We start from the raw sequence: 26,965 nt of genomic DNA on the forward strand, positions 1-26,965 counted from the left end.
GGCCGGCAACACCAGAACAGGCGCCCAGACCACGCCTGCGGAGCTTCGACGATGACGCGCATCACCGGCCTGCCGCCCTATGACCCGCAGAACATCTTCGCGCGCATCCTGCGGGGCGAGATCCCCTGCAAGCGGGTGCATGAGGATGAATTCGCGCTGGCCTTCCACGACATCAACCCGCAGACGCCGGTGCATGTGCTGGTGATCCCGAAGGGGGCCTATGTCTCCCACGCCGATTTCAGCGCGCATGCCTCCGATGCCGAGGTTGCGGGCTTCTGGCGTGCCGTCGGCCGGGTGGCGCGCGACCTCGGGCTGGAATCCGCAGGCTATCGCATCCTGTCCAACATGGGCGAGGATGGCGGGCAGGAGGTGCCCCATTTCCACGTCCATATCTTCGGCGGCCGCCGCGTCGGCCGGATGGTCCCGGCGCCCCAGGGCTGAGCCATGAGCAATCCGCTGCAGGATGCGCGGTCGGCGCTGGCCGCGCTCGGCACCTTGCCGGATTCCGAGATCGATATCGGCCTGGCCGCGCTGCAACTCGCGCGCGTCGATGCGCTGGATGCCGATTGGCGCGCGGGGGCGGAACACCTGACCGCGCTGGCCCGTGCCGCCGTCAACGCCGCCGCCGGGGACAAGGAAGCCGATGCCGGTGACGTCGCCCGCCGCCGCGCCGTCCTCGCCCAGGTCATCCATGGCCAGTTCGGCTACGCCGGGGATGAGGAGAATTACGAGGACCTGGCCAATGCCAATCTGCTGCGCGTCATGGAACGCCGGCGGGGCCTGCCGGTCGCGCTCGGCATCCTCTGGCTGCATGCCGCGGAGGCCGCGGGGTGGGAGGCGCATGGCATCGATTTCCCCGGCCATTTCCTGATCGCACTGGCCGGTCGCGGCCAGGTGGTGGTGGATGTCTTCGCCGGCGGCCGTGCGATGGAGGCGCGTGACCTTCGCGCCACCCTGAAGCGTTTCGCGGGGGACCAGGCGGAGTTGGGCCCGGCGTCGCTCGCGCGGATGGAAAAGCGCGCCGTGCTGCTGCGCCTCCAGAACAACATCAAGGTGCGCCGCCTGCGGGATGGCGATCTGGCCGGCGCCGTGGCCTGCACGGAGGACATGCTGCGCATCGCCCCCGATGCCGCGCCCTTGTGGCGGGAAGCCGGCCTGATGCATCAGCGCCTTGACCAGATCGGCGCCGCCATCGCCGCGCTGGAGAGTTTTCTCAAGCTGGTGCCGGAGGGTCCGCAGGCCATGCGTGTCCGCGGCCTGCTGGAAGAATTACGCCAGCGCCTGAACTGACGACGGTCCAGGGCCGGTTCGGCCCTGGCGAAGGGGGTATCGGGGGAAACAGCGTTTCCCCCGGGCGTCCTACGCCACCTGTTGCCCCGCCGCCTTCAGATCCTCCACGAATCGCGCAAATTCCCGCGCCTGCCCTTCCTCGTCCGGTATCCGCAGCAGGTAGCTCGGATGCACTGTCGCGAAGATCTGGTGCCCGTCGAGCCCCGTGATCACCGTGCCGCGCGACTTCATCACCGGCAGTTTCTTCCCCGTCAGCGCCTGCAACGCCGTCGCCCCCAGCGCGACGACGAGCTTCGGCGCCACCAGCCCGATCTCCCGCAGCAGGAAGGGCCGGTAGTAGGTGATGTCGCCGGCATCCGGTGATTGGTGCAGGCGCCGCTTGCCGGTCGGGGTGAATTTGAAGTGCTTCACCGCATTGGTGACATAGGCCGCATCGCGCGGCAGGCCCGCGGCGTCCATCGCCCGGTTGAACAGCCGCCCCGCCGGGCCGACGAAGGGCCTTCCCTGGATGTCCTCCTCATCGCCCGGCTGTTCGCCGACGAAGAGCAGCGGCGCGCCGACCGGCCCCTCTCCGAGGACGGGTTGCGTGGCGCGGCTTGCCCAGTCCGGCCAGTCACCCCGGCCGAGCAGTTCCTGGCGGAGGTCGGCCAGCGCCAGGGACGGGTCGCGGGCGGTGTCGAGCAGGTCCATGGCCCCCTCAACGCGCGGGGCGGCGATGGGCTGCCCCATCGGCGCCTGGGGGGGCACATGGATGGCGCGCTGCGGCTGCGGGTTGGGCGCGGCGCCGCCGCGGGCCACCATCTCCCTCACGCGTTGCGGCGCTTCCGCCAGCAGGCGGGGAATCTCGAAGGTCTCCGGCATGTTGCGCCAGTATTTGCGGGGCATCTCCGCCCGCATGGCGTTGGGCTTCACCCGGGCGGGGTTGAAGATGGCGCCGTAATAGGCGCGCCAGAGGGGCTCCACCGCGTCATCCGGCGGCACGTCGGCGCGGTTGCCGCCCGGGCCGAGGGACAGGCTCTCCCCGTCCCAGCCCACCGTCCGGCGGGGCGTCACGATGGTCCAGCGCAGGCTTGCGAAGCGGCGGACGAAGAAATCGGCCTCCGCCTCCTCGATGTGATGCTCGGGCTCGAACCAGGCGACGTGGCGGGTGCCGGCCTCCGTCTCCACCTGCCGGAAGCGGAGGAAGGCGTGCATCTTGTGCGCATCCCGCCGCACGGCCTTGGCCATCGCCTCCGCCCGCGCCACGGCGGGGTCCGTCGCCACCTGCATCAGCGCTGCCTCCCCGTTCTGCAGACGCCACAGCAGGCCATAGAGCAGGGCGAAGCGTTCGGGATCGCTGTGCCGGATCGCGACTTCCGCCAGGCTCATGAAGGCGCGGGGCACGGTGAAGCGGCCGGGGTGTTCGGGCGCGGCGGGGGGCGGCGCATCCCCGAACAGGCCGGGCGCATCGCCAGCCACGCGCCATTCCACCTGCGCCGGCGCCAGCCCCGCCGCCACCAGGCCGCGCGCCGCCTGCCGCCATCCCGCGAAATCCGCCGGGCCCGCCAGGATCGCCGCGACCGCCATGCCATGCTCCTTCGAGGCTGATGGAACAAATATAGAACATATTGCCCGGCCTCAAGCGAGTCGTCGGGGCTTGGACGGGCGGCCCGCATCGGTGATGTTCACCCCATGCGGGGAAACGGATGATGGCGATGCGGATGCTGGTGCTGGGTGCGGGGGCGCTCGGCGGCTATTTCGGCGGCAGGGCGATGCAGCGGGGGCTGGAAGTCGCCTTCCTGGTCCGCCCCGCCCGGGCCGCCGCCCTGGCGCGGGACGGGCTGCGCATCCGGAGCATCCATGGCGATCTCGACACCCCCATCGCCACCCTGGTGGAAGCCACCCCCGGCTTCGACGTCGTGCTGCTGTCCTGCAAGGCCTATGACCTGGATGCGGCGATCGGGGCGATCCGCCCGGCGGTGGAGGCCGGCGCCTGCGTCCTGCCCGTGCTGAACGGCCTGTCGCATATCGACCGCCTGAACGCCGCCTTCGGTGCGGATCGCGTCTGGGGGGGCCTTGCCAAATGCGCGGCGACGCTGCGGCCCGACGGCACGGTGCAGCACCTGAATGACTGGCACTGGCTGACCTTCGGCCAGCAGGACGGCGCCATGGATGGCCGCGCTTCCGCCTTCGCCGCGGCGCTGGGCCAGGCGCCGGGGCTGGTGGCGGAAGCGGTGCCCGATATCCGCCGCCGGATGTGGGAGAAGCTGGTCCACCTCGGCACCGTCGCCGCCGGCACGGTGCTGATGCGCGCCAGCGTGGGCGAGATCGTGCGCGCCGGCGGCCGCGGCTTTCTCCTCGCCCTGCTGGAACGCAACGCCGCCATCGCCGCGGCCAACGGCTTCCCCATGTCGCCCGGTTTCATGGACAGCTACCGCGCCATGTTCTCCGACGCCGCCAGCGCCTACACAGCCTCCATGCTGCGGGACCTGGAGGCGGGCGGGCGGACGGAGGCGGAGCACATCCTCGGCTTCCTCACCGACGCCGCCCGCGCGGCGGGGGTGCCGGAGGATCTGCACGCGGCTGCCCTGCTGCACGCCCGTGCGCATGACCAGCGGCAGGAGGCGAAGCGACTGCCATGACCACCGGGACGGATCGCGTCAGCCTGGCGACGCCGAAGCTGCGCGCGGAGGTGAAGGCGGATGGCGCCGAACTCACCAGCCTGAGGGATGCGGAGGGACGCGAACTGCTCTGGCAGGCCGGGGAAGCCTGGCCACGCCATTCGCCCGTGCTCTTCCCCATCGTCGGCCGCGTGAAGGACGATACCTTCCGCCTGGGCGATGCACGCTTCCCCATGGGCCAGCACGGCTTCGCCCGCGACAGCCGCTTCACGCTGGTGGAACAGGACGCCACCGGCTGCCGCTTCCTGCTGACGGATTCGGAAGCGACGCGCGCCATCTACCCCTTCGCCTTCCGGTTCGAGGTCGCCTACGCCCTGCATGGCGCGACACTCGGCGTGACCTATGCCGTCACCAATGCGGGGGAGGGCACGCTGCCCTTCTCGGTCGGGGCGCACCCCGCCTTCCGCTGGCCGCTGCCCGGCGGCGCCGGCAAGCTGGCCCACCGCATCGAGTTCGAGCAGGAGGAAGCCGGCCCCTTCTTCCGCCTCAATGACCGCGGCCTGATCGACCAGACGCCGCACCCCCTGCCAACGCATGGCAGGATTCTCGGACTGCGGGAGGATCTGTTCCGCCCCAGCGCGATGATCCTGCTGAACCCCGCCAGCCGCCGCCTGCGCTATGCGGCCGCGGGCGCGCCGGGGCTGGAGATCGCCTGGCAGGGCTTCGGACAGCTCGGCCTCTGGATGAAGCCGGGCGCCGATTTCCTCTGCATCGAACCCTGGGCCGGCCATGCCGACATCGACGGCTATGACGTCGATGTCTGGTCCAAGCCGGGGATGGAGATGCTGAATGCGGGGGAAACGCGGCGCTTCACCTGGCGTGTTTCCATCACGGAATGAACCGCGTTAGCGATTACTGAAGGGTAGCCATGCCAGTGGACCGTCGCGGCCGTGCAGCCGCGACAAAGGGCGACCATCGCCCGGTCCTGGCGGGAGAATCCGATGCGGCGTTGGTTCAACAACCTGTCTCTGCTCTGGAAGACGATGCTGCCGGTGGCACTGCTCGTCACCGTGGCCGCCGGCAGCGCCACCTACGCGCTGCGCCTGGCGAACGAGGTGGACCATACCTACTCCGCCCTGGTGGAGGGTGAAGCCAGCGCCGCCACCGCCTCGGCGCGCATCAACCCCGTGCTGCTCGACATGGCGCAGCTGGTATGGCGCAGCCTGGCCATCGGCGAACCCGCCGCGATCGCCGAGGCGCAGCGAGATGTGGAGCAGGCGGGCGCCCTGATGACGACGCGCATCCGCGACCTGCGAGAGGCGGTCGCCGGGACGCCGCTGGTGGCGCAGGTGGACGCCATCGAGCAGCGCTTCCAGGTGCTGCGCTCAACGGCGCTCAGCGCCCTCCGGCTGATGGCGGAAGGCCAGCAGCGCGTGGCGGAGGCGCAGCTTCGCCGCGAATTCGTGAGCCAGGTGAATGAATTGCGCATCGCCACCCGCAGCCTGACGGATGCGCTGGTGGAACGCGCTGACCGCCGCAGCGCCGTCGTCTCCGATGAAGTGGACGCCTCGGTCCTGATCGCCGCGACCGTCCTCGCCGGCGCCCTCCTGCTCTCCGTGATTGTGGCGGTGGCGATGGCCCTCGGTGCCGTGGTGCGCCCGCTGAAGCGCCTGAACGATGCGACGACCAGCGTCGCCGCCGGCAAGCTCGATACCGTGGTTCCCGAGACCGGCCGCGATGATGAGGTCGGCACCATGGCGCGCGCCCTGTCCACCTTCGCCGAGGGCCTGCGCGAAGCCGCCACGCTGCGGGCGGCGCAGGAGGAACAGAAGCGCGCGCTGGAGATCACCCGCAAGCAGGACCTGGAGCGCGTCGCGCAGCAGCTGGAAACGCGCGTCGGCGGGGTGGTGGAGGGCATCGCCTCCGCCTCCACCGAACTCAACGCCGCCGCCACCTCCCTCGTCGGCATCGCCGAACAGGGCGCGGTGCGCGCCAATACCGTCAGCGACGTGACCGGCACGACCAGCGAGAATGTCGCCACCGTCGCCGCCGCGACGGAGGAACTGGCCAGCTCGGTCGCCGAGATCGCGCGCCAGGTCAATGAAAGCTCCGCCGTCGCCCGCGCGGCGGTGGAACAGGCGGAACGCACCAACAGCACCGTCGCCAACCTCAACGACGCATCCCAGCGGATCGAGGAAGTGCTGAAGCTGATCGGCAGCATCGCCGGCCAGACCAACCTGCTGGCGCTGAACGCGACGATCGAGGCCGCGCGCGCCGGCGATGCCGGCAAGGGCTTCGCGGTGGTGGCGAGCGAGGTGAAGTCCCTTGCCGGCCAGACGACGCGGGCGACGGAAGGCATCGCGCAGCAGATCCAGGCGATGCAGGACGCGACGCGCGGCGCCGCCACGGAGATCGCTGCCATCCGCGACACCATCGTGAAGATCAGCGACATCGCCGTCGCCATCGCCGCCGCGGTGGAACAGCAGGGCGCCGCGACGCAGGACATCGCCCGCAGCGTCCAGGCCGCCGCGAGCGGCACGCGCGACGTCGCCACCCGGATCGAGGAAGTGCGCCAGGCAGCCGGGGAGACCGGCGGCGCGGCCACCCAGGTGAACGCCACCGCCAGCGAATTGTCCCAGCAGGCGGAAGCACTGCGCCGCCAGGTCCAGGACGTTCTGGCCACGCTCCGCGCGGCATGACCCTCCACCGCATTGTGGCGATGAGCGTGGGGCAACCCGGCGTGGCGGCGGATGCCGCCGCCGTGGCCGCGCTGGCGGCGCGGCTGCGCGCCGGCCTGCTGGCGCGCGGCGTGACCGGCTGCCTGTCGCTGCGCGGCCACTGCATCGGCCAGGTGCTGGAAGGCCCGCCGCGTGCCGTGCGCAACGCCTTCGCGCGGCTGAAGCGGGACTGGCGCTACCGCGATGTCGTGGTGCTGGAGGATCGCGCGGTGGCCGCGCGGGAGTTCAGCGATTGGGGTGTGCGGCCACCATCTCCCTGAGCCGCGCGACCTCCACCTTGCCGAGTGCCGTGCGCGGAAGCGCGGGCAGGGCGACGACGGCACGAGGCTGCTTGAAGCGCGCGATCTGGCCCTCGAAATGCGCCAGCACGCGCGCGGGGTCGAAACCTTCGCCGGGCACGACGACGGCGATCGGCACCTCCCCCCAGCGCGGGTCGTCGCGGCCGACCACGGCGCCCTCCGCGACGCCGGGCGCGCTGCGCAGCAGGCGCTCGACCTCCGCGGGATAGATGTTCTCACCGCCCGAGATGATCACGTGCTTCAGGCGGTCGGTGAACCACCAGCGGCCCTGGTTGTCGACAAGGCCGACATCGCCGGTCGGGAACCAGCCATCCGCCGTCAGCGCATCGTCGCGCTTCCAGTAGCCGCGCAGCACGGCGGGGCCGCGCACCTGGATCTCGCCGTCCGTGCCAGGCGCGCAAGGGGCGCCGCTGGCGTCGACGAGCCTGCATTCCGCGTGCAGCGCCGGCCGGCCGATGGAGCCGGGGGCGGCCAGGGCTTCGTCGCGGGTCTGCACGATGGCGATGGGGCAGGTCTCCGTCGCGCCATAGACCTGCTGCACGGGGATGCCGCGCTGGTGAAAAGCCTCGATCAGCGGCAGCGGCACGTCGGAGGATCCGGCGCCGATGGCGCGCAGCGACGAAAGGTCGGCGCCTTCCCATCGGGGGTGTGAGACCAACGCCTGCATCACGGCCGGCACGAGCAGCGTCAGCGTCGGGCGGTCGCGTTCCACCGTGTCGAAGAAGGCGTCCGCGTCGAAGCGCGGATGCAGGATCACCTCCGCCCCCGCCATCAGCGCCGGCGTGGTCTGGATGTTGAGGCCCCCGACATGGAACAGCGGCAGTACCGTCAGCACGCGGTCATCGGCGGAGAGGTCGAAGGTGGCGGCGGCGTTCAGCGCGTTGAAGCGCAGCGCCCGCTGGTCCAGCACCGCGCCCTTGGGCCGGCCGGTGGTGCCGCTGGTATAGACAAGCAGCAGGGGGTCATCATCGGTACCCAGGGCTGCCGGCGTTGCATCGCCGTGCAGCGTCGCGGCATCCACCACGACGCAGCCTGCCGGTGCGGCGTCCGCCGCCGCCTGGAGAAAATCAGGCGTCGCCAGCAGAAGCGAGGCACCGGCGTCTTCCAGGATGAAGCGCCATTCCGGCGCGGCGAGGCGCCAGTTCAGCGGCACCTGCATGGCGCCGATCCGCGCGCAGGCCAGCAGCGCCACGATCTGCGCGGGGTGGTTGTGGCCGAGGAAGCCGATGCGATCCCCCCGCCCGATGCCGCGCACCGCCAGCGCGCCGGCCATGGCGCCCACTGCCGCATCCAGAGCGGCATAGGTCAGCGCCGCATCCCCGAAGCGCAGCGCCACGCGATCGGGCGGGTGGGACGCCGCCCAGCCATGGACCATCGCGGTCAATCGACCTCGCCCTTCTCATACAGCGTGTCGCGGCCGAGGCGGTCGAGGCAGAGTTCCGCCGTCCAGGGCAGCATCAGCGCGCCGCAGCGGCTGTCGCGGTACAGCCGTTCCAGCGGCAGCGACTTCAGCATGGACTGCCCGCCGCAGGTGCGGATGGCGAGCGCGCAGAGCGCGTTCGCATTCTCCATCACCGTGTACTGCGCGGTCAGCGCGCGCATCATCTGGTCCTTGCTGGGATCGGGCCTGGCATCGGTGATGGCCTGGAACCACAGCGCCTTGGTCTGTTCCAGCATGACGCGCATCTGCGCCACCGCGATCTGCTTGGTCGGATACATCCGGCGCTTCACCGGCGGCGTGCCCGGCACCTCGCCGCGGAGGTATTTCACGGTGAAGTCATAGGCCGCCTGGCAGATGCCCATATAGGTCGGCGACAGCGTCATGAACATGTGCGGCCAGCGCGTGGCGGCCTGGAAATACAGCCCCGGCGGCATCAGCGCCGCGTCGTCCGGCACGAAGACATCCTTGAACAGCAGGTTGCGCGACACGGTGCCCCGCATGCCGAGCGGGTCCCACTCGCCCTCCACCGTCACGCCCGGCGCCGTCGCCGGCACGCCGAGATAGAGCGTATCCCGTCGCGACAGCTTCTCCCCGTCATGCACCTCCGTGCAGAGGATGCCGTAGTAGTTCGCGTGCCCCGCGAGACTGGCGAAAATCTTCTTGCCGTTGATGAGGTAGCCGCCCTCGACCCGCTTCGCCGTGGTGCCGAAGGCCGCCGCGCCCGCCGCCGCCGCGCCGCCTTCGGAGAAGGGCTGCGAATAGATCGCGCCATCGGCCAGGATGCGGTCGTAGTGGATCTGCCGGCGGCGGCGATGTTCCGCGCGGGCCTCGGCGGGGATGTCGAGATCCTCGGTCAGCGCGCCGGTCCAGAGCGTGGAGCAGACATGCATGTTCCAGGTCAGCGCGGTGGCGCCGCAATAGCGGCCAAGCTCCGCCGCCGTCATGCAATAGGCCCGGAAATCCGCGCCGAGCCCGCCTTCATCCTTCGGGATGCAGATGCCGAGCAGCCCTTCGCGATGCATGTCGCGGTAGTTGTCGGTGGGGAAGGTGGCTTCCCGGTCCCAGCGCGATGCGCGGGGCGCCAGCACGGCGGCGCCGAAGCGGCGCGCCTTGCTGGTCAGCTCGGCCTCGAACGGGGTCAGGCGGAAGGCCGCGGCGTCGAAGATCGGCGCGTCTTCCAGCGTGGTGGCGGGCAGGGCGTCCATGCTCAGCTCTCCAATGCGTCGCGCAGCGCCGCGCGAAACGCCGCCGGCTTCTCCAGATGGATCAGATGCCCCGCTTCCGGGATCACGATGATCCGCGCGCCGGGGATGGTCTCCGCCATGCGCTGCATGGTCTTGAGCGGCGCGGCCTGGTCGCGGTCGCCCGCGATCAGCACCGTCGGCACGCCGATCCTCGCCATGTCCGCGCGGCGGTCGAAGGTGGTCAGGCAGCGCAGCGTGTCGCGATAGACGTCGTCCGGCACCGCCTGCATCGCTTCCAGCGCGCGGGCGAAGGCATCCGGCGCGGCATCGGGGCCGAACATCCCCTCCAGCATCGCCGCCGCCGCGTCCCGCATCGTGCTGCCTTCCAGCGGGCCGAGGCGCGCGCGCAGGAAGGCTTCCGCGAAGCTCGGGTCCCGCCCGCCGAAGGCCGGCGTGGTGCCGTACAGCACCAGCTTCGCGACGCGCCCGGGATGGGCCGCGACAAAATCCTGCGCGACCATCCCGCCCATGGAATGGCCGACCAGCGTCGCCTTGGCGATGCCCTTCGCATCCATCGTATCCAGCAGCGCCGCCGTCAGCGCGGGAAAGGTCATGGCGGGGAGGGGCGCCGTGCCGCAGAATCCCGGGAAGGGCCAGTCGAGGGCAATTCGAGAAAAATCACCCCAGGAGGGTCCGCCGATGCCGTGCAGCAGGATGGTGGTCATGGAACGAGCCTCCCCTCGATGACGACAGGCTCGCCATCCAGCGCGATGGTGCAGCCGAAGACGGGGATGTCGAAATGCCCCTCCGTGAAGCGGCCCGCGAATTCATTGGCGCCTGTCGAGAACAGGAAATTCCCCGCCGCCGCGCGCAGCTCCGTCCCGTTGGTGTCGCGCGCGCCATAGGCCAGCAGCGCTTCCCGCCGCGCGCGGGGGTTCATCCCCCAGCCGACATGGCTGACCGCATAGGCCGCGCGATCACCCCAGGCGGCGAGGTACTCGCGCATCGCGATGGCATCGACGCCCGCGCCCTCGATCGCCGTGACATGGTCATCCACCAGCGTCAGGCGGACGGGGCTTTCGATGTAGCGCTTGAAGGTCAGGTTCGCGTCGCCCGGCGCCAGCACCAGCGTGCCGTTCACCGTGCCGGCGCGCGGGAAGCTGACCACCACACCGCCCGGCCAATGCGCGATGGTGCCGGGCCGGTCGGTCCAGCCCCAGACCCCCGCGGTGATGGCGCCGGCCATGTCCACGGTCAGGTCGGTGCCCGCCGCGCTCGTCACCGTCATGCGCTGCGCGGCCCGTGCCCGCTTCACCGCGGCCTTCACCGGCGCTTCATCCGCCGGCAGCGGCACCAGGCGTTCCAGCGCCTCCGGATGCTCGTTGGACACCATCAGGATGCGCGCACCCGCCGCCAGGATTTCCTTCAGCTCCGGCGCGTGCAGCAGCCCCTCCAGCGTCAGGTCCAGCACCAGGGAGGACGCCTTCAGCGCCGCCAGCGCCCCCGGATGCCCCTGCAAGGCCCGCGACGCGCCCGTGGATCGCACCGGCACCGGCGCGGATTGCCGCGGCGTCGGCACCACCAGCCGGAAGGGCCGGCATCCCAGGCGATGTGCCGCCAGCTCCGCCAGGTCGATGTTCAGCGGCCGCGACTGGCTCTCCGCCAGCAGGCAGACGACCTCCCCGTGCTGCGCCTTGCACAGGCGCAGCACGGCCTCGAAGGCCTCGATCCATTGCGGCTCGATCCGGTCGTCGCGCAATCCCGGTCACTCCCTGACGTTGGAACGACGATAACGCTGGTCCGCGACATATGAAAAGTCATATATTGGCCGTCATGCGCGAATCCCCCCGCTTCGTGGATGGCTATCTGCTGGCGCTTCTGGCGCGGGCGAGCCACGCGGCCTCCGCCGGCTTCCACGCCCGGCTCAAGGCGCGCGGCGTCGCGGTGCCGGTCTGGCGTGTGCTGGCGACGCTGCAGGGTGCGCCGCAGGGTGTGACGGTGGGCGAGTTGGCCGGAATTTGCCTGATGCAGCAGCCCACCATGTCCAAGCTGCTGGATCGGATGGAGGCCGATGGCCTGGTGGTGCGGCAGCGCCAGGGCCGCTCGATGCGCATCCTGCTGACGGCGCCTGGCGCCGCCCTGGCCGCCGAGTTGGTGGCGGAGGCCCGCGCGCATGAGGCTGTGCTGCTCGCCCGCCATGCGGGGGCCGCCCCCGCCTTGAAGGCGCTTCTGCGTGATCTCGCCGGCTGATCGCGGTCCAGGGTCCCGCTGGACCCTGGCGAGGGGGTGCGGGGGAGCAGCGCTCCCCCGCCCTTGGACGCCGATGCCGCCGTGACCATGTGCGCGGCCATGCCCTCGCCCGACAAGCTCGGCCGCATCGTCCTGGTGCTGGTCGTCATCTCCGCCCTCGTGCAGATCGCGCGCCTCGTCTTGTCTTGAGCCCCGCGCCCGGTAAGGGTGCGCGCGACACGCAGGGGGATCGGGCGATGAAGGTGGCGGTGATCGGCCTCGGGGCCATGGGCATGGGCGCGGCGCTGTCCTGCCTCCGCGCGGGGCTTGCGACCACGGGCTGCGACATGCGCGACACCGCGCGCGCCGATTTTGCCGCCGCTGGCGGCATCACCGCCGCCAGCGCCGGGGAGATCGCGGACGGCACCGACGCCGTCCTGCTGCTGGTTGTCAACGCCGCGCAGACGGAAGCGGCGCTCTTCGGGCCTGGCGGCTGCGCGCTGCGCCTCGCGCCCGGCGCCGTCATCATCGCCTCCGCCACCATGGGCCCGGCGGATGCGAAGCGCCTGGCGGAAAAGGCGCAGGAAGCGGGCTTCCTCTACCTCGATGCCCCGGTATCGGGGGGCGCCGCCAAGGCCGCGAGTGGCGAGATGACGGTCATGGCTTCCGGCGCCGCTTCCGCCTTCGCCAAGGCCCGGCCGGTGCTGGATGCGGTGGCGTCCAAGGTCTGGGAACTCGGTGACGCGCCCGGCATCGGCGCCACCGTGAAGGTCGTGCACCAGCTGCTGGCCGGCGTGCACATCGCCGTGGCGGCGGAGGCGATGGCACTCGGCATCCGTGCCGGCGCCGATCCGCAACAGCTCTATGACGTGGTGACGAGTGCCGCCGGCAATTCCTGGATGTTCGAGAACCGGATGGCCCGCGTCCTGACCGGGGACGACGCCCCCCGCAGCGCGGTGGACATCTTCGTCAAGGACCTCGGCCTGGTGGCGGAGATGGCGCGCGGCCTGAACCACCCCGTGCCGCTCGCGTCCCAGGCGCAGCAGCTTTTCACCGCGGCCAGCGCCATGGGCCATGGCCGCGCCGATGATGGCTTCGTCATCCGGGTGTGGGAGGCACTGACGGGGATCACCCTGCCGCCGAAGCAGTAGGCCGCCGGCGCGCTGCCTTTGCGCGCATTTTCGCCAGGCTGCGCCGCGCCCAGATGAACAGCCCCGTGCCCAGCAGCCCGACCAGCGCGATCGAGGTCACGAGGTTCACGACGCTGCCCCACACGCCACCCCAGCCGCCCTCATGCAGCAGCCGCGGCCAGTTGCTGGGCTGGCGCACCAGCCCCTCCGGCCCCGCGCGATAGGCGATGGCGGTGCCGCTGGAATCCAGCACCCGCACCAGCCGCCCGCCGCCGATCGGCCGGATGAAGTCGAGCCCATCGAGGTCATGCACCGCCGCCACCTGGCGGATCGTCTCCATCAGCGGGGGCGTGGCGCCCGGCGGCGGCGGCACGGGCGTGGTGAAGGTGATCCCGAAGGCCAGCGCCAGCCCCGTCAGCGGGCTTCCCACCAGCAGCGGCAGCAGCGCCCAGCCGGTCACGCGATGCCAGCCGCCCACCGTGTTGCGCAGCCTCGGCCAGCCCAGCAGCAACCCGATGAGGCCCAGCAGCACCAGCGCGATGGTGCTGGCCACCACCAGCCAGCCGAGGTCCAGCAGCAGCCTCTCATGCAGCCCCCGCATGGTGCGGAACAGCCCCGGCAGGAAGGTCGGCTGCACCGCCACCCCGCTGGCCAGGTCATAGGTGGTGGACGCCCCGCGCCCGCCGAGGCTCGCCGTCCCCGCATAGCCCTGGATCGCCAGCGCCCCGCCCCGCCCGGCCGGCCCCGCGGCCGCGACGATGCGCTCCAGCCGTTCCAGCGTGACGGTGCCATCCGGCGTCGTCGCCTTCAGCGCCGGCTCGAAGGACAGCACGAGGCCGGAGAGGATGATGGCGATCAGCGGCAGGGCGGAGGCCAGCGCCACCCAGCGATGCAGCTTGAGGAACAGGGCCTTGGTCATGGAGGGCATCCGTCAGGTCACGGATGCTGTCCTACAGGCCGGTCCATCACCCGTGGGTGATGAAGTGTCACGCTTCGTGACGGCGCTCAGCTGATGGCGGCAACCACCGCGGCGATGACCAGCAGCAGGACCGCGAGAGCGGCGGTGGCGCGGCCGAGTTCCGCGGCCTTCTCCCGCGTCATCAGCGGCTCGGCGGGCGGGCGGACCTGCGCCTCACCGGGCGTTGCTTCCGCATAGGGGTCGCGCAACCCCAGGAATTCCGATTTTGGCTTGTTGGCCTGCGACATTGCCGCCCCTGTCTGACCGCCCTGATGTCATAGCCGGGTCGATTCTGCCCGGAAACCGATCAAGGGTTGCGAAAGATCATTTACGACATGCTCCAAAAATAGGCTTGTTCTCGTTATCGCGACGTCCACTCAACCCTGCCGCGGATAGGTCTCCGCCCTCACCTCATCGAGGAACGGCGCGCGGATTCCGGTGGGGGAGACAAGCTCGACCTCCACATGGTCCGCATGCAGGCGGTGCCGCAGGAAGCCGGCCAGCCTCTCCCCCGGGATGCCGGGCTGGATCTCCGGCTCGCAGATGAAGGAGGCCGGCGGCGCCCAGGCATGGGTGACGTCGCCCCGACGCAGCAGCCGGTGCAGGTGCAGGTGGCCGGAGGCGACGAGCCGCAGTGCCGGGTGGGACAGCAGCGGCACCAGCGTGGCGCGCGCCGCGGGCGGCACCGACCAGTAGTCGAAGCCATCCTCCATGCCCTGCAGATAGGGCGGCTTGTGCAGGAACAGCGCGATGCGCCGGCGGCCAAGCGCTTCCAGCGCCGCGCCGACGAAGGCGGCCTGCTCCGCCTCCCGCGCCAGGCCCGTGCCCATGATTTCCGTGTTCAGCCCGACCAGTCGCCAGGATTCGCCGCCGGGCCCATCCAGATCCTGCACGAAGCGGTCGGCGCCCAGCATCTGGTCCCAGCGGGCCAGCCGCGCCTCATCCACCGTCTGGGTCGGCATCGTCTCCCGCGTGCTGCCGACATCGTGGTTGCCCGGTATCGCCAGCAGCGCCGCCCGCCCGGCGGCGCGGCGGAAGGCGGTGGCGGCGAAGGACAGGTCCGCATCGCGATCCGCCCCGTCCAGCGACAGGTCGCCGCTGGCCACCAGCGCCGCCGGCGGGTCGGCATGCAGCACGGCCTCGATCCGGGCCATGTTGGCCTGGAAGACGGTGGTGCGCGGGCCGAGATGCGCGTCCGAGACCTGCGCGACGATGATGGGCATCAGGACTCCTGCTTCGCCGCGCGGGTGGAGGCGCGGATGATGAGTTCGGGTGTCAGGCGCGTGTCGCGCCGCGGCGTGGCGGGTTCCGCGATTTCCGCGAGCAGCGCTTCCGCCGCCTCCCGCCCCATGGCCGCGTGCTGGATGCGGATGGTGGTCAGCGGCGGGTCGATGAGGTCCACGAAGGGCATGTCGTTGAACCCCGTGACGGAAAGGTCGGCGCCGGCCAGCAGGCCGCACCCCTGCAGCACGTCATAGACGCCGAGGCATAACATATCGTTGGCGACCACCACCGCGGTGAAGGCCGGCATGGTGAGGCTGGGTCCCGCCAGCAGCGCCTGCATCGCCACCTGCCCCGCGGCGCGCGTATAGCCCGACGCATCCACCACCGCCGCGGGTTCCAGCCCCGCCGCGCGCAGGGCCTCGAAAAAACCCTCCCGCCGGTCGATGGCGGTGGAGACGCCGGGCGGGCCCGCCAGATGCGCGATCCGGCGATGGCCGAGCGCGACCAGGTGCCCGACCGCCAGCCCGATCCCGTGCCGGTCGTCATTCGTCACCGCCGATGTCGCAACCCCCGGCAGGCGCCGGTTGATCAGCACCGCCGGGATGGACCAGCGCGCGCACAGCTCGATCGCGCGCGTGCCCTCCGCCGCGGAGGCCAGCATCAGCCCATCCACCAGGTGCTCCGCCATGCGGGAGATCAGCATCTCCTCCCGCGCCGGATCATTGTCGGTGTTGGCCACCAGCGTCGCATAGCCCTGCGCCGCCAGCAGCGTTTCCGCCGCGCGGACGATGGGCGGAAAGATCGGGTTCACGAGGTCCGGCACCAGGATGCCGATGGTGCGGGATTTCCGCGTGCGCAGCCCGGCCGCGAGCGCCGAGGGCCGCCAGCCCAGCCGCTCCGCCGCCTGCGCCACCCGCAACGCCACCGCTTCCGTCACCATCCCCCGCGTGGCGGGGTTGAGGGCGCGGGAGACCGTGGAGGCATGGACCCCCGCCGCGCGGGCGACATCGGCGATGGTGGCCCGGCCGGGTGGGGGTAGGGGCGGGGCGGGGTCCCCGGGAAGGCGGCTGTCGGGCATGCCGCACCATCCTAGCGCGGCTTGGCGGGAATGAGGCAATGCAATCGATTGCAGAAAATGCTTGACCCCTTTCGCGCCGGTGCTTACGAAGCCCCCAACGCCCGCTTGAGGAACCGTCCACCGATGAATGACGCGCCGCTCGCCCTGGCCCCCCTCGTTCCAGGGCCCGGCGCCAGCCTGCCCAGCCATGCCCCGGCCCTGCGCTTCCAGCGCCATGGCGGGCCGGAAGTGCTGGCCTTGGAACAGATGCCGGTCGCTGCCCCCGCGGCGGGGGAGGCGCTGGTCGCAATCCATGCCGCCTCCATCAACCCGTCCGACGTGAAGAACGTGCTCGGCCGGATGAAGCAGACCGTGCCGCCCCGTACGCCGGGCCGCGATTTCGCGGGCGTCGTCGTGGCCGGCCCCGCCGAATGGCTGGGCGCGGAGGTCTGGGGCACCGGCGGCGATATCGGCTTCACGCGGGATGGCACGCACGCCGCCTACCTCACGGTTCCCGTCGCCGCGCTCTCCCGCAAGCCCGCCAACCTGACCTTCGAGCAGGCCGGCGCGGTTGGCGTGAACTACATCAGCGCCTGGATCGGCCTCGACTACGCGCAGATCAGGGAAGGGGAGACGCTGCTGGTCATCGGCGCGAGCGGCGGTGTCGGCGGCGCGGCCTGCGGCATCGCCCGCGGCAAGGGGGCGTCGGTCATCGCGGCCTGTCGCGGCCAGGCCGATCCCGCATCGCCGGCGCGCCATGCCACCGACAATTTCATCGACCTGAACGATCCCGATTTCGCGGCCTCCATCGCCAAGGCCAATGGCGGCAAGGCGATCGACATCGTCTTCGATTGCGTCGGCCGGCCGGACCTGGTGGAGGCGGCACTCGCCGCGCTCGGCTTCGGGGGCCGCGCCATCCTCATCTCGGGCAGCCCCGGTGAAAGCATGAAGGTGGAGATGATCCCCTTCTATCGCCGCGAATGCCGCCTGATCGGCGTGGACAGCCTGAAGCGCAAGGCGGCCGAATGCGCGCCCATGATGGATGCGCTGCGCCCCGGCTTCGAATCCGGCGCCTACCCCGCCCCCGCCATCGCCGAACGCCACGCGCTGGCGGATGGCGCTGCCGGCTACGCCTCCGTCGCCCGCGGCACCCGCGGGCGCGTCGTGCTGACGATGCGATAAGCACCCCGCCTGGCGGGAAGGAGAACCACCATGGCCGACGGCCACATCACCTACACCAGCGAGAACCTGACCGAGGCGGTGCTGGATCGCATCCGCCCCGACGCCGATCCGCGTATCCAGAAGGTCATGACCGCGCTGATCCGCCACGTGCATGAGTTCGTGAAGGAAGTCGAACTCACGCCGGAGGAATGGGAACAGGGCGTCGGCTTCATCACCGAACTCGGCCGCTGGTGCGACGACAAGCGGCAGGAGGTGATCCTGCTGTCGGACATCCTCGGCGTCTCCATGCTGGTCGACGCCATCGCCCACCGCACCCATGCCAGCGTCAGCGAAACCACGGTCCTCGGCCCCTTCCACCGCGAGAATCCGCCGGTGATGAAGAATGGGGAAAACATGTCCCCGGGCGTGGAGGGCGAGCCCCTGGAGGTCGAGATCCGCATCCTCGATGCTGACGGAAATCCGCTGGAGGGCGCGCAGGTCGATACCTGGCACACCTCCCCGGAAGGCTTCTACGACAGCCAACTCGGTGATGAGCACAACATGCGCGGCCGCTTCGTCACCGGCCCCGATGGCGTGGTCGCCTTCCCGACCGTCGTGCCCGCCGCCTATCCCGTGCCGCATGACGGCCCGGTGGGCCGCGTGCTGGCGGCGATGGGCCGCGGGCCGATGCGCCCCGCCCATGTCCATTTCTGGATCAAGAAGCCGGGCTACCGGGACCTGATCACCCACATCTTCAAGGACGGTGATCCCTACCTGCATGACGACGCGGTCTTCGGCGTGAAGGCCTCCCTCGTCACGGATTGGGAAGCCTCCAAGGCCGAAGGCAAGCCCGCGCGGCTGACCTACGAATTCCGCATCCCGAAGGCGGATGCACCCCTGAACGCTGCCAAGGACTGAAGAAAATGCGTCGCAAGGTCATCCTCACCTGCGCGGTGACGGGCAACATCACCACCCCCGAGCAGACGCCCTACCTGCCCATCACGCCGGAGCAGATCGCCAATGCCGCGATCGATGCCGCCAAGGCCGGCGCCGCCGTCGCCCATATCCATGTGCGCGACCCGGAGACGGGCAAGCCGTCCATGTCCCTCGACCTCTACAAGGAAGTCGTGGACCGCATCCGCTCCTCCGGCACCGATGTCGTCATCAACCTGACGACCGGCCCTGGCGGCCGCTTCGACCCGTCCCGCGACAATCCCCGCGTGGCCGGCCCGAACAGCACGCTGCTGCCGCCGGAAAAGCGCGTGGAGCACATCGTCGCGCTGAAGCCGGAAATCGCGACGCTCGACCTGAACACCATGTGGTCGGGCAATGCCGTCGTCATCAACGCGCCCTGGTCCGTCACCAAGATGGCGGAGCTGATCTACAGCGTCGGCACCATCCCGGAACTCGAAGTCTTCGATTCCGGTGACATCGGCCTGGCGAAGAATTTGATGGAACAGGGCGTGCTGAAGGGCCCCTGCCTGTTCCAGGTCTGCATGGGCATCCGCTGGGGCTTCGACTGGGACCCGCAGACGCTGAACTACGCCAAATCCATCCTGCCCGCCGGCAGCCCCTGGGCCGCCTTCGCCATCGGCCGGATGGAATTCCCCATGCTGATGCAGGCCTGGCTGCTGGGCGGCCATGTGCGCGTCGGGCTGGAGGACAACATCTATCTCAACAAGGGCGAACTCGCGACCAGCAACACCGTGCTGGTGGAACGCGCCGTGCGCCTGCTGCGCGAATTCGGCGTGGAGCCGATGACCGCCGCCGAAGCCCGCGCCGAATTGTCGCAAGTCGGCGGCTGGTCGCGATGACGCGCGGCGTATTGGTGGTGACGGGCGGCGGCCGAGGGATCGGCGCCGCCACCTGCAAGGCGGCTGCGGCGGATGGCTGGACCGTCGTGGTGAACTACGCCCGCGATGCCGACAGCGCCGCCGCCGTCGTGGCCGATATCGAAGCCGCCGGCGGCAAGGCGCATGCCGTGCAGGCCGATGTGCAGTCCGAAGCTGGCATCACCGCCCTCTTCGAAGCGGCCGATGCCATCGGCCCGGTGAAGGGCCTGGTGAACAATGCCGGCGGCAGCGCCGATGCGAAGATCGCCGACCTCACCACGGCCGATTACGACCGGATGATGGACAGCAACCTCCGCACCACCGTCTTCTGCGCGCGCGAAGCCGTGCGCCGCATGGCGACGGACCGGGGCGGGGAGGGCGGCGTCATCGTCAATGTCGGCTCCCGCGCCAGCGTCCTCGGCGGCCAGCCCGGCCGCGTGATGTACGCCGCCGCCAAGGGCGCCGTGGATGGTTTTACCGCCGGCCTCGCCAACGAAGTCGGTAAGCTCGGCATTCGCGTCTGCACCGTGCGGCCGGGTGTGATCCGCACCGCCACCCACGAAGCCAAGGCGGGTGCCGAACGCCTCAAGACCATGACCGCCGCCATCGCGCTCGGTCGGCCCGGGGAGCCGGAGGAGGTGGCGCAGCTCATCACCTTCCTGCTCTCCCCGGCCGCCTCCTACATGACGGGAACGCTGGTGGATATCGGCGGCGGACGCTGACAAGATCACTGAACAATAACGGAGGACAACGAACCATGATGATGAGGACGACGCGCCGCCTGCTGGCGGCCGCCGCGCTGGCCCTGCCCATGATCGGCGGCAGCGCAAGCGCGCAGACCTGGCCGGAGCGCGCGATCACCATGGTGATCCCCTTCGCGCCCGGCGGCCCGACCGATGTGGTCGGCCGCATGATCGCGGAAGCCATGGGGCGGGAGCTGAACCAGAACGTCGTGGTGCAGAATGTCGGCGGCGCCGGCGGCACCACCGGCACGGCGCGCGTCGCGGCGGCGGCACCCGATGGCTACACCATCCTGCTGCACAACATCGGCATCGCCACCGCCCCGACCCTCTATCGCCGCCTGCCCTATGACCCCGTGACGGCCTTCGAGACGATCGGCCTGGTGACGGCGACGCCGATGATCTGGCTGGCCCGCCCCGGCCTGCCGGTGACGAATTTCGCGGAGATGATCCGCCATGTCCGCGAACGCGGTGAGGCCGTGAACCTCGCCAATGCCGGCCTCGGCTCCGCCAGCCAGCTCTGCGGCACGCTGTTCCAGGCGAGCCTCGGCGTGCGCTTCACCACCGTCTCCTACACCGGCTCCGGCCCGATCTATCCGGAACTGATGGCGGATCGCCTCGACATCTATTGCGACCAGACCACCTCCGCCTCCTCCTTCGTCACCAGCGGGCGCGTGCGCGGCCTGGCGGTGACGACGGCGGAGCCGATGGCCCAACTGCCGGGCATCCCGACCGCCGGCCAGGCCGGGCTGCCGGGCTTCGAGATCGGCATCTGGCACGGCATCTACGCGCCGAAGGGCACGCCCACGCCGGTCGTGATGCGCCTCAACCAGGCGATGCGCGCGGCGCTGGCCGATCCCCGCGTGGTGACGCGGATGAACGAACTCGGCAGCCCGCCGGAGCCGGTGGAGCGCCAGAACCCCGACGTGCACCGCGCGCATCTCGTGTCGGAAATCGCGCGCTGGCGCCCGATCCTGCAGGCTGCGGGCCAGTTCGCGGATTGATGGGCTTCGCCTGACGACTGCCACGGGCAGGGATGCACCCGCATCCCTGCCTTTTTTCTTGGGGTGACCATGCAGACCTTGAACGTCGTCGCCTTCGCCGGCGCCTCCAACCTCGCCCTCTGGGCCGGGCAGAAGCATGGCGTCTTCGCGCGCCATGGGCTGGAGATCGCGCTCTCCCTCACGCCCAATTCCAAGGCGATGGCGAGTGACCTCTACGCCGGCCGCTTCGACCTGGCGCTGACGGCGGTGGACAACATCGTCGCCTATGACGAGGGGCAGGGGGAGGTCGAACTCCCCGGCCCCGCCGATTTCGTCGCCTGGCTCGGCGTCGATGACGGCATGCTGAACGTCATGGCCGCGCCGGATGTGGCGGACATCGCCGCGCTGCGTGGCCGCACCGTCGCTGTCGATGCCATGACCACCGGCTTCGCCTTCGTGCTGCGCGAGATCCTGGGCCGCGCCGGCATCGCGGATGCCGTCGAATGGGTCGCCGTCGGCGGCGGCGCGCAACGCCTGGCTGCGCTGGTCGAAGGCGCGCAGGCCGCGACCCTGCTGAACACGCCGCTCGACCTGGCGGCGGAGGCGAAGGGTTTTCGCCGCCTGGCCCGCGCGCAGGATGTCGTCGGCCCCTACCAGGGCATCGTCGCGGCATCGCGCGCCGGTGTGCTGGCGGAACGGCGCGCGGCGCTGGTCGCCTTTGCCCGCGCCTTCCGCGAAACCCTCGCGCTGCTCGATGCCGATCACGCGGAGGCCGCCGCCATCCTCGCCGACCATGCGAAGATGCCGCCGCCCGTCGCGGCCCGCGCGGTCGCGGCGCTGCTCGACCCCCTGCGCGGCATCATCCGCGACCAGGCGATCAGCGATGACGGCCTGCGCACCGTGCTGCGGCTGCGTAGCCATTTCACCGGCAAGCAGCTCGACGACCCGTCCCGCTACCTCGACCCCTCCATCCGCGCCGAGGCCTTCGGATGAGCGACGCCTTCCGCGCGGGGCTGGAGGAAGCGCGGGCGAAGCGCGGCTACCTGCTGCCCCATCACGGCCTGTTCCGCCTGCTCTCCCCCGATTTCGCCGAAGCCTATGAGGCCGCCTATGGCCGCCTCGCCCTGCAACCCGTCGCGCTGCCGGCGGAGGAGAAGGAGTTTCTCTGGTTGGTCATCACGGCCGTGGTCGGCAGCGCCACCGCTCGCCACCATGTCCGCCGCTACCGGGAAGCGGGCGGGGGGATCGAGGGTGTCGAGGCGGCGCTGCGCCTTGCCGGCTTCGCCGCCGCCCGGTCCCGCTTCGACTTCGCCGCGGAAGCCTGGGCCGGGCAATTGCCGGGCTGGGACGCGCCGGCCGCGGAGGCCGCGGCCCTCGAAGCCCTGACCCCCGCGCTGCCGCCGTCGCGCCGCGCCCTCGCGCTGCTGGCCGCCTGCACGGCGCGGCGCGATTCCGCGGGCGTCACCCGCTACCTCCGCGCGGGCTACGCGGCGGGGGTGGAGGAAGCCTGGATGGCGGAGGCGATGTGCCTGACGGTGCAGCCGGCGGGGCTGCCCAACGTGGTCCACGCCGCGGGGCTGTGGCGCGGGCTGATCGCGTCGGGCGATGTGCAGGCCTCCGACGCCTTCAGGGCCTGGGTCGAGATGCCGGCGGAAGGGGATGCCTGATCGTGGGGAAGGCGCTGCCTTCCCCACACCCCATCCGCCAGGGGGGAGACCCCCCTGGACCGTCTTCAATTGACGATGGTCCAGGGGGAGCAGCGCTCCCCCTGCGGCGCTCCCTACGGCTCACACCGCAGCATCACCGTCGCCCGATGCGCGATGTCGCCCACATCCGCCGCGCTCTTGTCCGCCCCCCGGCTCTCCGCCGTCCTGAACTCCTGGTTCAACCGCCGCAGGAAACCCTGCGCCGTCTCCCCCTTCACCGCGAAGTTCACATTGTCCACGTTCTGCACGCGGCGGCTGTCGAGCTTCGCGACCACCACGCCCACCACATTCCCCTGCATGTCCAGCAGCGGCCCGCCGGAATTGCCGGGCTGTACCTCCGCGCTGATCTGGAAGCGCGTCTGGTCGTTGGCGACGCCGCCGAAGGCATTGATCTCGCCCCGCGTCAGCTTGGGGTCCGATGACAACAGGCCGGAGAGCGGGAAGCCATAGGCCACCACGCCCTCACCCCGCCGCACCGCCGGCGTGGTCCGGAAGGCCAGCGTCGGCCCGGGATTCCCCGGCACCGCCAGCAGCGCCAGGTCCAGCCGCGCATCCGCCTGCCCCTGCACCGTCGCCGCCAGCCAGCGCCCGTCCGCGGTCCGCGCCAGGATCCGGCCGCAGCCATCGATCACGTGATGGTTCGTCAGCACCCGGTCCGGCGCGATCACGAAGCCGGTCCCCGAACTCACGCGCCGCGCATTCTGGTTGGGGCGCGCCTGCGCCACCGGCGGCAGCGGCGCGGCCGCGGTCGCGATCTCGATCCGCGTCTCCGCGCAGATGTCGCGGTCCCGCAGCAGCCCCTCCCGCCCATCGGCCAGCACCATGCGGATGTCGAAGCGGCAGCCCGCATCCTGGTTCACCCGCAGCGCGAAGGCGGCATTGGCGGGCAGCGGCCCGCGGTTCAGCAGGTTGCTGCCCCAATCCGGCCTGCCGCTGCGCACGGCATGAAGCGCCGTCGCCTCCTGCCCCGTGCGGTTGACGATCCGCACCGGCTCCGCCTGGGCGGGTGCGGGCGTGGGCGGGGGGGCCTGGGCGCCCGCGGGCGCGGCCAGGGTCAGGGACAGCAGGATCGCGAGGGAAATGTTGCGCATGGCGCGCCGCATGTCGGCCCGCGCCCGGCCCCCGTCAACAACACCGCCCGGAATCCGATGCGAAACCTGCGATGGATCAAGGCGCCCGCCTTCCAGCCCGGTCAATCTCCGCAAAATCGAGGCGATGGTGGTTGACCCTCCCATGGTGGGAGGCCCCATCTCCGCCCCATGGAACCCAAGCCCCCGATGCCCGAGGCCCCCCTCGTGCCGTCCTACACCGTCTCCCTCCCCGTGGAGGGCATGACCTGCGCGAGCTGCGCCGGCCGGGTGGAGCGTGCGCTGGGCAAGGTGCCGGGCGTGCTTTCCGCCAGCGTCAACCTCGCCTCCGAAACCGCCACCGTCTCCGGCACCGCGCGCCCCGCCGATCTGGCGGCCGCGATCCGCGCCGCCGGCTACCAGGTGCCGGAACAGCTTCGCACCCTGGGCATCGAGGGCATGACCTGCGCGAGCTGCGCCGGCCGCGTCGAACGCGCGCTGGCGAAGGTGCCGGGTGTGCTCTCCGTCGCCGTGAACCTGGCCTCGGACCAGGCGACGGTCCGGATGCTGGCGGGGGTGGAGGATGCGGCGCTGGCCGCGGCGCTGTCCCGCGCCGGCTATGCCCTGGCCACCGCGCCCGACGGCTCTGCGGCGGCGGAGGAGGAAGCGGCCGCGAAGCTCGCGCGCCAGCGGCGGGACCTGGTCCTGGCCGGGCTGCTCGCCGCGCCCTTCCTCATCGGCATGGCCGGCATGCCCTTCGGCCAGGACTGGCTGCCGAATGGCTGGCTGCAGCTGGCGCTTGCCATCCCCGTGCAGTTCTGGTTCGGCGCGCGCTTCTTCCGCGCGGGCTGGGCGGCCTTGCGCAACCGCACCGGCAACATGGATCTGCTGGTCTCCATCGGCACGCTCTCGGCCTTCTCGATGAGCGTCTGGCTGCTCATCCGCCACGGCGGCGGCCATGCCCATGCGCTGTATTTCGAAGCCGCCGTCGTCGTCATCTTCTTCGTGATGCTGGGGAAATACCTGGAAGCCCGCGCCAAGCGCGGCACGGGGGCCGCGATCCGCGCGCTGCTCGACCTCCGCCCCCGCACCGCCCGGCGCCTCGACGCCGAAGGGCGGGAACATGAGATCCCCGCCGCCGCCCTGGCACTCGGCGACCGCGTCGTGGTGCGGCCGGGCGAACGCATCCCCGTCGATGCGGTCATCGAGGATGGCGAGGCCGGGATCGACGAAAGCGCCCTGACCGGCGAAAGCCGGCCGGTGGAAAAGCGCCCCGGCGACCGCGCCGCGACCGGCACGGTGGTGCTGGATGGCAGGCTGGTGCTGCGCGCCACGGCGATCGGCGCCGACACCACCCTGGCCCGCGTCGCCGCCATGGTCGCCGCCGCCCAGGCCAGCCGCGCGCCGGTGCAGAAGCTGGTGGACCGCGTCAGCACCATCTTCGTCCCCGTCGTCATCGCCATCGCCGCCGCCACGCTCATCGGCTGGCTGCTGGCCGGGGCGGGGTTCGAGGCCGCGCTGCTCAACGCCGTCGCCGTGCTGGTCATCGCCTGCCCCTGCGCGCTCGGCCTCGCGACGCCGGCCGCCATCATGGCCGGCACCGGCGCCGCCGCCCGCGCCGGCATCCTGATCCGCGATGCGGAGGCGATCGAGCGCGCCCAGGGCATCTCCCTCGTTGCCTTCGACAAGACCGGCACGCTGACGGAGGGCAAGCCCCGCCTCGCCTCGCTGCACCCGGCCGAGGGCATCGACCCGGGCGAGGCCCTGTCCCAGGCCGCTGCCCTGCAATCCGGCAGCGAACACCCGCTGGCCCGCGCCGTGCTCACCGCCTTCGGCGCCACCCCCGAACCCGCGCAGGCCTTCCGCGCCTTGCCGGGACGGGGGGTGGAGGGCCTGGTCGCCGGCCGCCGCCTGGCCCTTGGCAGCCCCCGCCTGCTGGCGGAATCCGGCGCCGATCCCGGCGTGCTTGCCACCACCGCGCAGGCCGAGGCCGCGCAGGGCCGCAGCATCGCCTGGCTGATTGACCCCGCCGCCCCCCGTGTCCTCGCGCTGCTGTCCTTCGAGGATGCGCCGAGGCCAGGCGCCACCGCCGCCATCGCCGCGCTGAAGCGGCTGGGGGTCGGGGTGGCGATGCTGTCCGGCGACAACCGCGCCGCGGCGGTGGAGGCCGCCTCCCGCATCGGCATCGACCGGGTCGAGGCCGAGGTCCTGCCCCAGGACAAGGCCGGCCATGTCGCGGCCTGGCGGCGGGAAGGCCAGCGCGTCGCCATGGTTGGCGATGGCGTGAATGACGCGCCGGCGCTGGCGGCGGCCGATCTCGGCATCGCCATGGGCACCGGCACCGATGTCGCCATGGCGGCGGCGGGCGTGACCCTCATGCGGGGCGATCCGGGGCTGGTCCCGGCCACGCTCGACATCACCCGCAGAACCTATCGCAAGCTCAAGGAAAACCTGTCATGGGCCTTCGGGTACAACCTGCTCGGCATTCCTCTGGCGGCGGCGGGCTGGCTCTCTCCCCCGGTGGCGGGGGCGGCCATGGCGCTGTCCTCCGTCTCGGTGGTGGCGAACGCGCTGCTGCTGGCGCGCTGGAAACCAGAAGCGCAGCCCCCCCGTCCATCCGGCCCCGCGGCATGAATATCGGCGAAGCCGCGTCCCGCTCGGGCGTCTCCGCCAAGATGATCCGGCACTACGAATCCATCGGCCTGATCAGCGCCACGCGGCGGGCCAATGGCTACCGCAGCTATGGCCCGAAGGATGTCGCCGTGCTGCGCTTCATCCGCCATGCAAGGGACCTGGCCTTCCCGCTGGAGGATATCCGCAAGCTGCTCGCGCTGTGGCAGGACCGGTCCCGCGCCAGCGGCGATGTGAAGCGCCTGGCGCTGGACCATGTTGCGGCGCTGGAGGCGAAGGCCACATCCCTCCAGGCCGTGGCGGACAGCCTTCGTCACCTCGCCAACCATTGCCAGGGCGATGACCGCCCGGACTGCCCCATCATCGACGAGTTGGAAGGCAAGATCGCATGACCGTTGAACTCCGCGTCGCCGGCATGACCTGCGGCCATTGCGTGAAGGCGGTAACCGGCGCGATCCAGGCGCTGGACCCCGCCGCCCGCGTCGCCGTGGCGCTCGATACCGGCACCATCACGGCGGAGACGGTGCTGACTCCCGCCCAGGTCGCCGCCGCGGTGGCGGAGGAAGGCTACAAGCCGGCCTGACCGCGCGTTCAGGATATCTTCCACGTTTCCCGGCGCGCCCGCCGAGGTTTCCCGGCGCGCCCGCCGAGGGCAACGCGCCGCCGCTGCCGGCGTTCGCGCCCGATACGGGCAG

Annotated in this window: 28 protein-coding genes; 18 read left to right on the forward strand and 10 right to left on the reverse strand. The window is 71.2% G+C overall.

The features are described 5' to 3' along the window. Positions 1-51 precede the first annotated feature (51 nt). Both BM041_RS00725 and BM041_RS00730 read left to right on the forward strand, forming a co-directional pair. A complete protein-coding gene (locus BM041_RS00725) occupies positions 52-441 on the forward strand; it encodes a histidine triad nucleotide-binding protein (protein ID WP_092954021.1) in 390 nt (129 codons plus the stop codon). A gap of 3 nt (positions 442-444) precedes the next feature. Beyond that, the gene (locus BM041_RS00730; RefSeq protein WP_092954024.1) at positions 445-1,290 is read left to right on the forward strand and encodes a SirB1 family protein; all 846 of its coding nucleotides are present in this window, start codon (positions 445-447) and stop codon (positions 1,288-1,290) included. Positions 1,291-1,359: 69 nt separating this feature from the next. Here the strand turns inward: BM041_RS00730 and BM041_RS00735 are convergent, their stop codons facing one another. Continuing rightward, positions 1,360-2,856 (reverse strand): UdgX family uracil-DNA binding protein, encoded by a 1,497-nt coding sequence (locus BM041_RS00735; RefSeq protein ID WP_092954026.1) that lies wholly within the window; start codon positions 2,854-2,856, stop codon positions 1,360-1,362. Positions 2,857-2,975: 119 nt separating this feature from the next. Here BM041_RS00735 and BM041_RS00740 point away from each other — a divergent pair, with 119 nt between their 5' ends. The 4 genes from BM041_RS00740 to BM041_RS00755 all read left to right on the forward strand — a co-directional run bounded on the left by BM041_RS00740 (position 2,976) and on the right by BM041_RS00755 (position 6,888). Next, complete coding sequence (locus BM041_RS00740; protein ID WP_245761867.1) at positions 2,976-3,911, forward strand: 2-dehydropantoate 2-reductase; 936 nt, start codon at positions 2,976-2,978, stop codon at positions 3,909-3,911. Continuing rightward, a complete protein-coding gene (locus BM041_RS00745) occupies positions 3,908-4,789 on the forward strand; it encodes an aldose 1-epimerase family protein (RefSeq protein ID WP_092954029.1) in 882 nt (293 codons plus the stop codon). The genes BM041_RS00740 and BM041_RS00745 overlap by 4 nt, the downstream gene beginning before the upstream one ends. Before the next feature lie 102 nt (positions 4,790-4,891). Further along, positions 4,892-6,589 (forward strand): methyl-accepting chemotaxis protein, encoded by a 1,698-nt coding sequence (locus BM041_RS00750; protein WP_092954032.1) that lies wholly within the window; start codon positions 4,892-4,894, stop codon positions 6,587-6,589. Beyond that, the gene (locus tag BM041_RS00755; RefSeq protein WP_092954035.1) at positions 6,586-6,888 is read left to right on the forward strand and encodes a BLUF domain-containing protein; all 303 of its coding nucleotides are present in this window, start codon (positions 6,586-6,588) and stop codon (positions 6,886-6,888) included. The genes BM041_RS00750 and BM041_RS00755 overlap by 4 nt, the downstream gene beginning before the upstream one ends. Here BM041_RS00755 and BM041_RS00760 read toward each other — a convergent pair. The 4 genes from BM041_RS00760 to BM041_RS00775 are packed head-to-tail and all read right to left on the reverse strand — an operon-like array spanning position 6,854 to position 11,311. After that, on the reverse strand, positions 6,854-8,302 hold the full coding sequence (locus BM041_RS00760; protein ID WP_092954038.1) for an AMP-binding protein: 1,449 nt from the start codon (positions 8,300-8,302) through the stop codon (positions 6,854-6,856). The genes BM041_RS00755 and BM041_RS00760 overlap by 35 nt on opposite strands. A gap of 5 nt (positions 8,303-8,307) precedes the next feature. Beyond that, complete coding sequence (locus BM041_RS00765; RefSeq protein WP_092954041.1) at positions 8,308-9,573, reverse strand: acyl-CoA dehydrogenase family protein; 1,266 nt, start codon at positions 9,571-9,573, stop codon at positions 8,308-8,310. Between the two features lie 2 nt (positions 9,574-9,575). Beyond that, on the reverse strand, positions 9,576-10,277 hold the full coding sequence (locus BM041_RS00770; protein WP_092954044.1) for an alpha/beta fold hydrolase: 702 nt from the start codon (positions 10,275-10,277) through the stop codon (positions 9,576-9,578). Then, positions 10,274-11,311 carry a M29 family metallopeptidase gene (locus tag BM041_RS00775; RefSeq protein WP_092954047.1) on the reverse strand — a complete coding sequence of 346 codons (1,038 nt, stop codon included), beginning with the start codon at positions 11,309-11,311 and terminating at the stop codon, positions 10,274-10,276. The genes BM041_RS00770 and BM041_RS00775 overlap by 4 nt, the downstream gene beginning before the upstream one ends. A 74-nt stretch (positions 11,312-11,385) precedes the next feature. Here BM041_RS00775 and BM041_RS00780 point away from each other — a divergent pair, with 74 nt between their 5' ends. Together BM041_RS00780 and ltnD are read left to right on the forward strand one after the other, a co-directional pair. After that, positions 11,386-11,802, forward strand: coding sequence for a MarR family winged helix-turn-helix transcriptional regulator (locus BM041_RS00780; RefSeq protein WP_092954050.1), 417 nt, complete (start codon positions 11,386-11,388; stop codon positions 11,800-11,802). 236 nt (positions 11,803-12,038) lie between these two features. Next, positions 12,039-12,932, forward strand: coding sequence for an L-threonate dehydrogenase (ltnD, locus tag BM041_RS00785; RefSeq protein ID WP_092954054.1), 894 nt, complete (start codon positions 12,039-12,041; stop codon positions 12,930-12,932). Here the strand turns inward: ltnD and BM041_RS00790 are convergent. The 4 genes from BM041_RS00790 to BM041_RS29705 all read right to left on the reverse strand — a co-directional run bounded on the left by BM041_RS00790 (position 12,910) and on the right by BM041_RS29705 (position 16,171). Then, the gene (locus BM041_RS00790) at positions 12,910-13,830 is read right to left on the reverse strand and encodes a PepSY domain-containing protein (protein WP_217648573.1); all 921 of its coding nucleotides are present in this window, start codon (positions 13,828-13,830) and stop codon (positions 12,910-12,912) included. The two genes, ltnD and BM041_RS00790, sit on opposite strands and share 23 nt — an antisense overlap. A gap of 86 nt (positions 13,831-13,916) precedes the next feature. Beyond that, positions 13,917-14,117, reverse strand: coding sequence for a hypothetical protein (locus BM041_RS00795; RefSeq protein WP_092954060.1), 201 nt, complete (start codon positions 14,115-14,117; stop codon positions 13,917-13,919). A 129-nt stretch (positions 14,118-14,246) separates the two neighbouring features. After that, a complete protein-coding gene (locus BM041_RS00800) occupies positions 14,247-15,092 on the reverse strand; it encodes a metallophosphoesterase family protein (protein WP_092954063.1) in 846 nt (281 codons plus the stop codon). Next, entirely contained in the window at positions 15,092-16,171 is a 1,080-nt protein-coding gene (locus tag BM041_RS29705) for a LacI family DNA-binding transcriptional regulator (RefSeq protein WP_175533645.1), read from the reverse strand. The genes BM041_RS00800 and BM041_RS29705 overlap by 1 nt, the downstream gene beginning before the upstream one ends. A 123-nt stretch (positions 16,172-16,294) precedes the next feature. On the opposite strand from BM041_RS29705, the gene BM041_RS00820 reads away from it, so the two are divergent. The 7 genes from BM041_RS00820 to BM041_RS00850 all read left to right on the forward strand — a co-directional run bounded on the left by BM041_RS00820 (position 16,295) and on the right by BM041_RS00850 (position 22,533). Then, the gene (locus BM041_RS00820) at positions 16,295-17,332 is read left to right on the forward strand and encodes a quinone oxidoreductase family protein (protein ID WP_092954072.1); all 1,038 of its coding nucleotides are present in this window, start codon (positions 16,295-16,297) and stop codon (positions 17,330-17,332) included. 30 nt (positions 17,333-17,362) lie between these two features. Then, positions 17,363-18,229 carry a dioxygenase family protein gene (locus BM041_RS00825; protein ID WP_245761868.1) on the forward strand — a complete coding sequence of 289 codons (867 nt, stop codon included), beginning with the start codon at positions 17,363-17,365 and terminating at the stop codon, positions 18,227-18,229. Between the two features lie 5 nt (positions 18,230-18,234). Beyond that, positions 18,235-19,125, forward strand: a complete 891-nt coding sequence (locus tag BM041_RS00830) for a BKACE family enzyme (RefSeq protein WP_092954075.1) — start codon at positions 18,235-18,237, stop codon at positions 19,123-19,125. Next, positions 19,122-19,865, forward strand: a complete 744-nt coding sequence (locus BM041_RS00835; protein ID WP_092954078.1) for an SDR family NAD(P)-dependent oxidoreductase — start codon at positions 19,122-19,124, stop codon at positions 19,863-19,865. Before BM041_RS00830 ends, BM041_RS00835 begins: the two co-directional genes overlap by 4 nt. 35 nt (positions 19,866-19,900) lie before the next feature. Further along, positions 19,901-20,887: a tripartite tricarboxylate transporter substrate-binding protein gene (locus BM041_RS00840; RefSeq protein WP_245761869.1), complete on the forward strand. Its 987-nt coding sequence runs from the start codon at positions 19,901-19,903 to the stop codon at positions 20,885-20,887. A 69-nt stretch (positions 20,888-20,956) separates the two neighbouring features. Then, positions 20,957-21,859 (forward strand): ABC transporter substrate-binding protein, encoded by a 903-nt coding sequence (locus tag BM041_RS00845; RefSeq protein ID WP_092954081.1) that lies wholly within the window; start codon positions 20,957-20,959, stop codon positions 21,857-21,859. Beyond that, positions 21,856-22,533 (forward strand): hypothetical protein, encoded by a 678-nt coding sequence (locus BM041_RS00850; protein WP_092954084.1) that lies wholly within the window; start codon positions 21,856-21,858, stop codon positions 22,531-22,533. Before BM041_RS00845 ends, BM041_RS00850 begins: the two co-directional genes overlap by 4 nt. Before the next feature lie 113 nt (positions 22,534-22,646). Here the strand turns inward: BM041_RS00850 and BM041_RS00855 are convergent, their stop codons facing one another. Beyond that, positions 22,647-23,663 carry a S1C family serine protease gene (locus BM041_RS00855; RefSeq protein WP_092957280.1) on the reverse strand — a complete coding sequence of 339 codons (1,017 nt, stop codon included), beginning with the start codon at positions 23,661-23,663 and terminating at the stop codon, positions 22,647-22,649. Between the two features lie 168 nt (positions 23,664-23,831). Between BM041_RS00855 and BM041_RS00860 the strand changes: the two genes are divergently transcribed. From BM041_RS00860 to BM041_RS00870, 3 genes are read left to right on the forward strand one after another with little or no spacing between them, the layout of a single operon-like run. Then, positions 23,832-26,273, forward strand: coding sequence for a heavy metal translocating P-type ATPase (locus BM041_RS00860; RefSeq protein WP_245761870.1), 2,442 nt, complete (start codon positions 23,832-23,834; stop codon positions 26,271-26,273). Beyond that, positions 26,270-26,662, forward strand: a complete 393-nt coding sequence (cueR, locus tag BM041_RS00865; protein ID WP_092954087.1) for a Cu(I)-responsive transcriptional regulator — start codon at positions 26,270-26,272, stop codon at positions 26,660-26,662. The genes BM041_RS00860 and cueR overlap by 4 nt, the downstream gene beginning before the upstream one ends. Continuing rightward, positions 26,659-26,853, forward strand: a complete 195-nt coding sequence (locus BM041_RS00870) for a cation transporter (protein ID WP_092954090.1) — start codon at positions 26,659-26,661, stop codon at positions 26,851-26,853. Before cueR ends, BM041_RS00870 begins: the two co-directional genes overlap by 4 nt. The last annotated feature ends 112 nt before the right edge of the window (positions 26,854-26,965 follow it).

This window comes from Falsiroseomonas stagni DSM 19981 (assembly GCF_900114315.1).
GTDB lineage: Bacteria > Pseudomonadota > Alphaproteobacteria > Acetobacterales > Acetobacteraceae > Falsiroseomonas > Falsiroseomonas stagni.

Bases quoted from the DNA above. Each gene is read 5' to 3' on its own strand.
- BM041_RS00870 (WP_092954090.1), top strand. From the start codon at position 26,659: ATGACCGTTGAACTCCGCGTCGCCGGCATGACCTGCGGCCATTGCGTG.
- BM041_RS00845 (WP_092954081.1), top strand. From the start codon at position 20,957: ATGCAGACCTTGAACGTCGTCGCCTTCGCCGGCGCCTCCAACCTCGCC.
- BM041_RS00790 (WP_217648573.1), bottom strand. From the start codon at position 13,830: ATGACCAAGGCCCTGTTCCTCAAGCTGCATCGCTGGGTGGCGCTGGCC.
- BM041_RS00755 (WP_092954035.1), top strand. From the start codon at position 6,586: ATGACCCTCCACCGCATTGTGGCGATGAGCGTGGGGCAACCCGGCGTG.
- BM041_RS00745 (WP_092954029.1), top strand. From the start codon at position 3,908: ATGACCACCGGGACGGATCGCGTCAGCCTGGCGACGCCGAAGCTGCGC.
- BM041_RS00730 (WP_092954024.1), top strand. From the start codon at position 445: ATGAGCAATCCGCTGCAGGATGCGCGGTCGGCGCTGGCCGCGCTCGGC.
- ltnD (WP_092954054.1), top strand. From the start codon at position 12,039: ATGAAGGTGGCGGTGATCGGCCTCGGGGCCATGGGCATGGGCGCGGCG.
- cueR (WP_092954087.1), top strand. From the start codon at position 26,270: ATGAATATCGGCGAAGCCGCGTCCCGCTCGGGCGTCTCCGCCAAGATG.
- BM041_RS00770 (WP_092954044.1), bottom strand. From the start codon at position 10,277: ATGACCACCATCCTGCTGCACGGCATCGGCGGACCCTCCTGGGGTGAT.
- BM041_RS00840 (WP_245761869.1), top strand. From the start codon at position 19,901: ATGATGATGAGGACGACGCGCCGCCTGCTGGCGGCCGCCGCGCTGGCC.
- BM041_RS00725 (WP_092954021.1), top strand. From the start codon at position 52: ATGACGCGCATCACCGGCCTGCCGCCCTATGACCCGCAGAACATCTTC.
- BM041_RS00750 (WP_092954032.1), top strand. From the start codon at position 4,892: ATGCGGCGTTGGTTCAACAACCTGTCTCTGCTCTGGAAGACGATGCTG.
- BM041_RS00830 (WP_092954075.1), top strand. From the start codon at position 18,235: ATGCGTCGCAAGGTCATCCTCACCTGCGCGGTGACGGGCAACATCACC.
- BM041_RS00850 (WP_092954084.1), top strand. From the start codon at position 21,856: ATGAGCGACGCCTTCCGCGCGGGGCTGGAGGAAGCGCGGGCGAAGCGC.
- BM041_RS00735 (WP_092954026.1), bottom strand. From the start codon at position 2,856: ATGGCGGTCGCGGCGATCCTGGCGGGCCCGGCGGATTTCGCGGGATGG.
- BM041_RS00855 (WP_092957280.1), bottom strand. From the start codon at position 23,663: ATGCGCAACATTTCCCTCGCGATCCTGCTGTCCCTGACCCTGGCCGCG.
- BM041_RS00760 (WP_092954038.1), bottom strand. From the start codon at position 8,302: ATGGTCCATGGCTGGGCGGCGTCCCACCCGCCCGATCGCGTGGCGCTG.
- BM041_RS00780 (WP_092954050.1), top strand. From the start codon at position 11,386: ATGCGCGAATCCCCCCGCTTCGTGGATGGCTATCTGCTGGCGCTTCTG.
- BM041_RS00860 (WP_245761870.1), top strand. From the start codon at position 23,832: ATGGAACCCAAGCCCCCGATGCCCGAGGCCCCCCTCGTGCCGTCCTAC.
- BM041_RS00800 (WP_092954063.1), bottom strand. From the start codon at position 15,092: ATGCCCATCATCGTCGCGCAGGTCTCGGACGCGCATCTCGGCCCGCGC.
- BM041_RS00795 (WP_092954060.1), bottom strand. From the start codon at position 14,117: ATGTCGCAGGCCAACAAGCCAAAATCGGAATTCCTGGGGTTGCGCGAC.
- BM041_RS00740 (WP_245761867.1), top strand. From the start codon at position 2,976: ATGATGGCGATGCGGATGCTGGTGCTGGGTGCGGGGGCGCTCGGCGGC.
- BM041_RS29705 (WP_175533645.1), bottom strand. From the start codon at position 16,171: ATGCCCGACAGCCGCCTTCCCGGGGACCCCGCCCCGCCCCTACCCCCA.
- BM041_RS00835 (WP_092954078.1), top strand. From the start codon at position 19,122: ATGACGCGCGGCGTATTGGTGGTGACGGGCGGCGGCCGAGGGATCGGC.
- BM041_RS00765 (WP_092954041.1), bottom strand. From the start codon at position 9,573: ATGGACGCCCTGCCCGCCACCACGCTGGAAGACGCGCCGATCTTCGAC.
- BM041_RS00825 (WP_245761868.1), top strand. From the start codon at position 17,363: ATGGCCGACGGCCACATCACCTACACCAGCGAGAACCTGACCGAGGCG.
- BM041_RS00820 (WP_092954072.1), top strand. From the start codon at position 16,295: ATGAATGACGCGCCGCTCGCCCTGGCCCCCCTCGTTCCAGGGCCCGGC.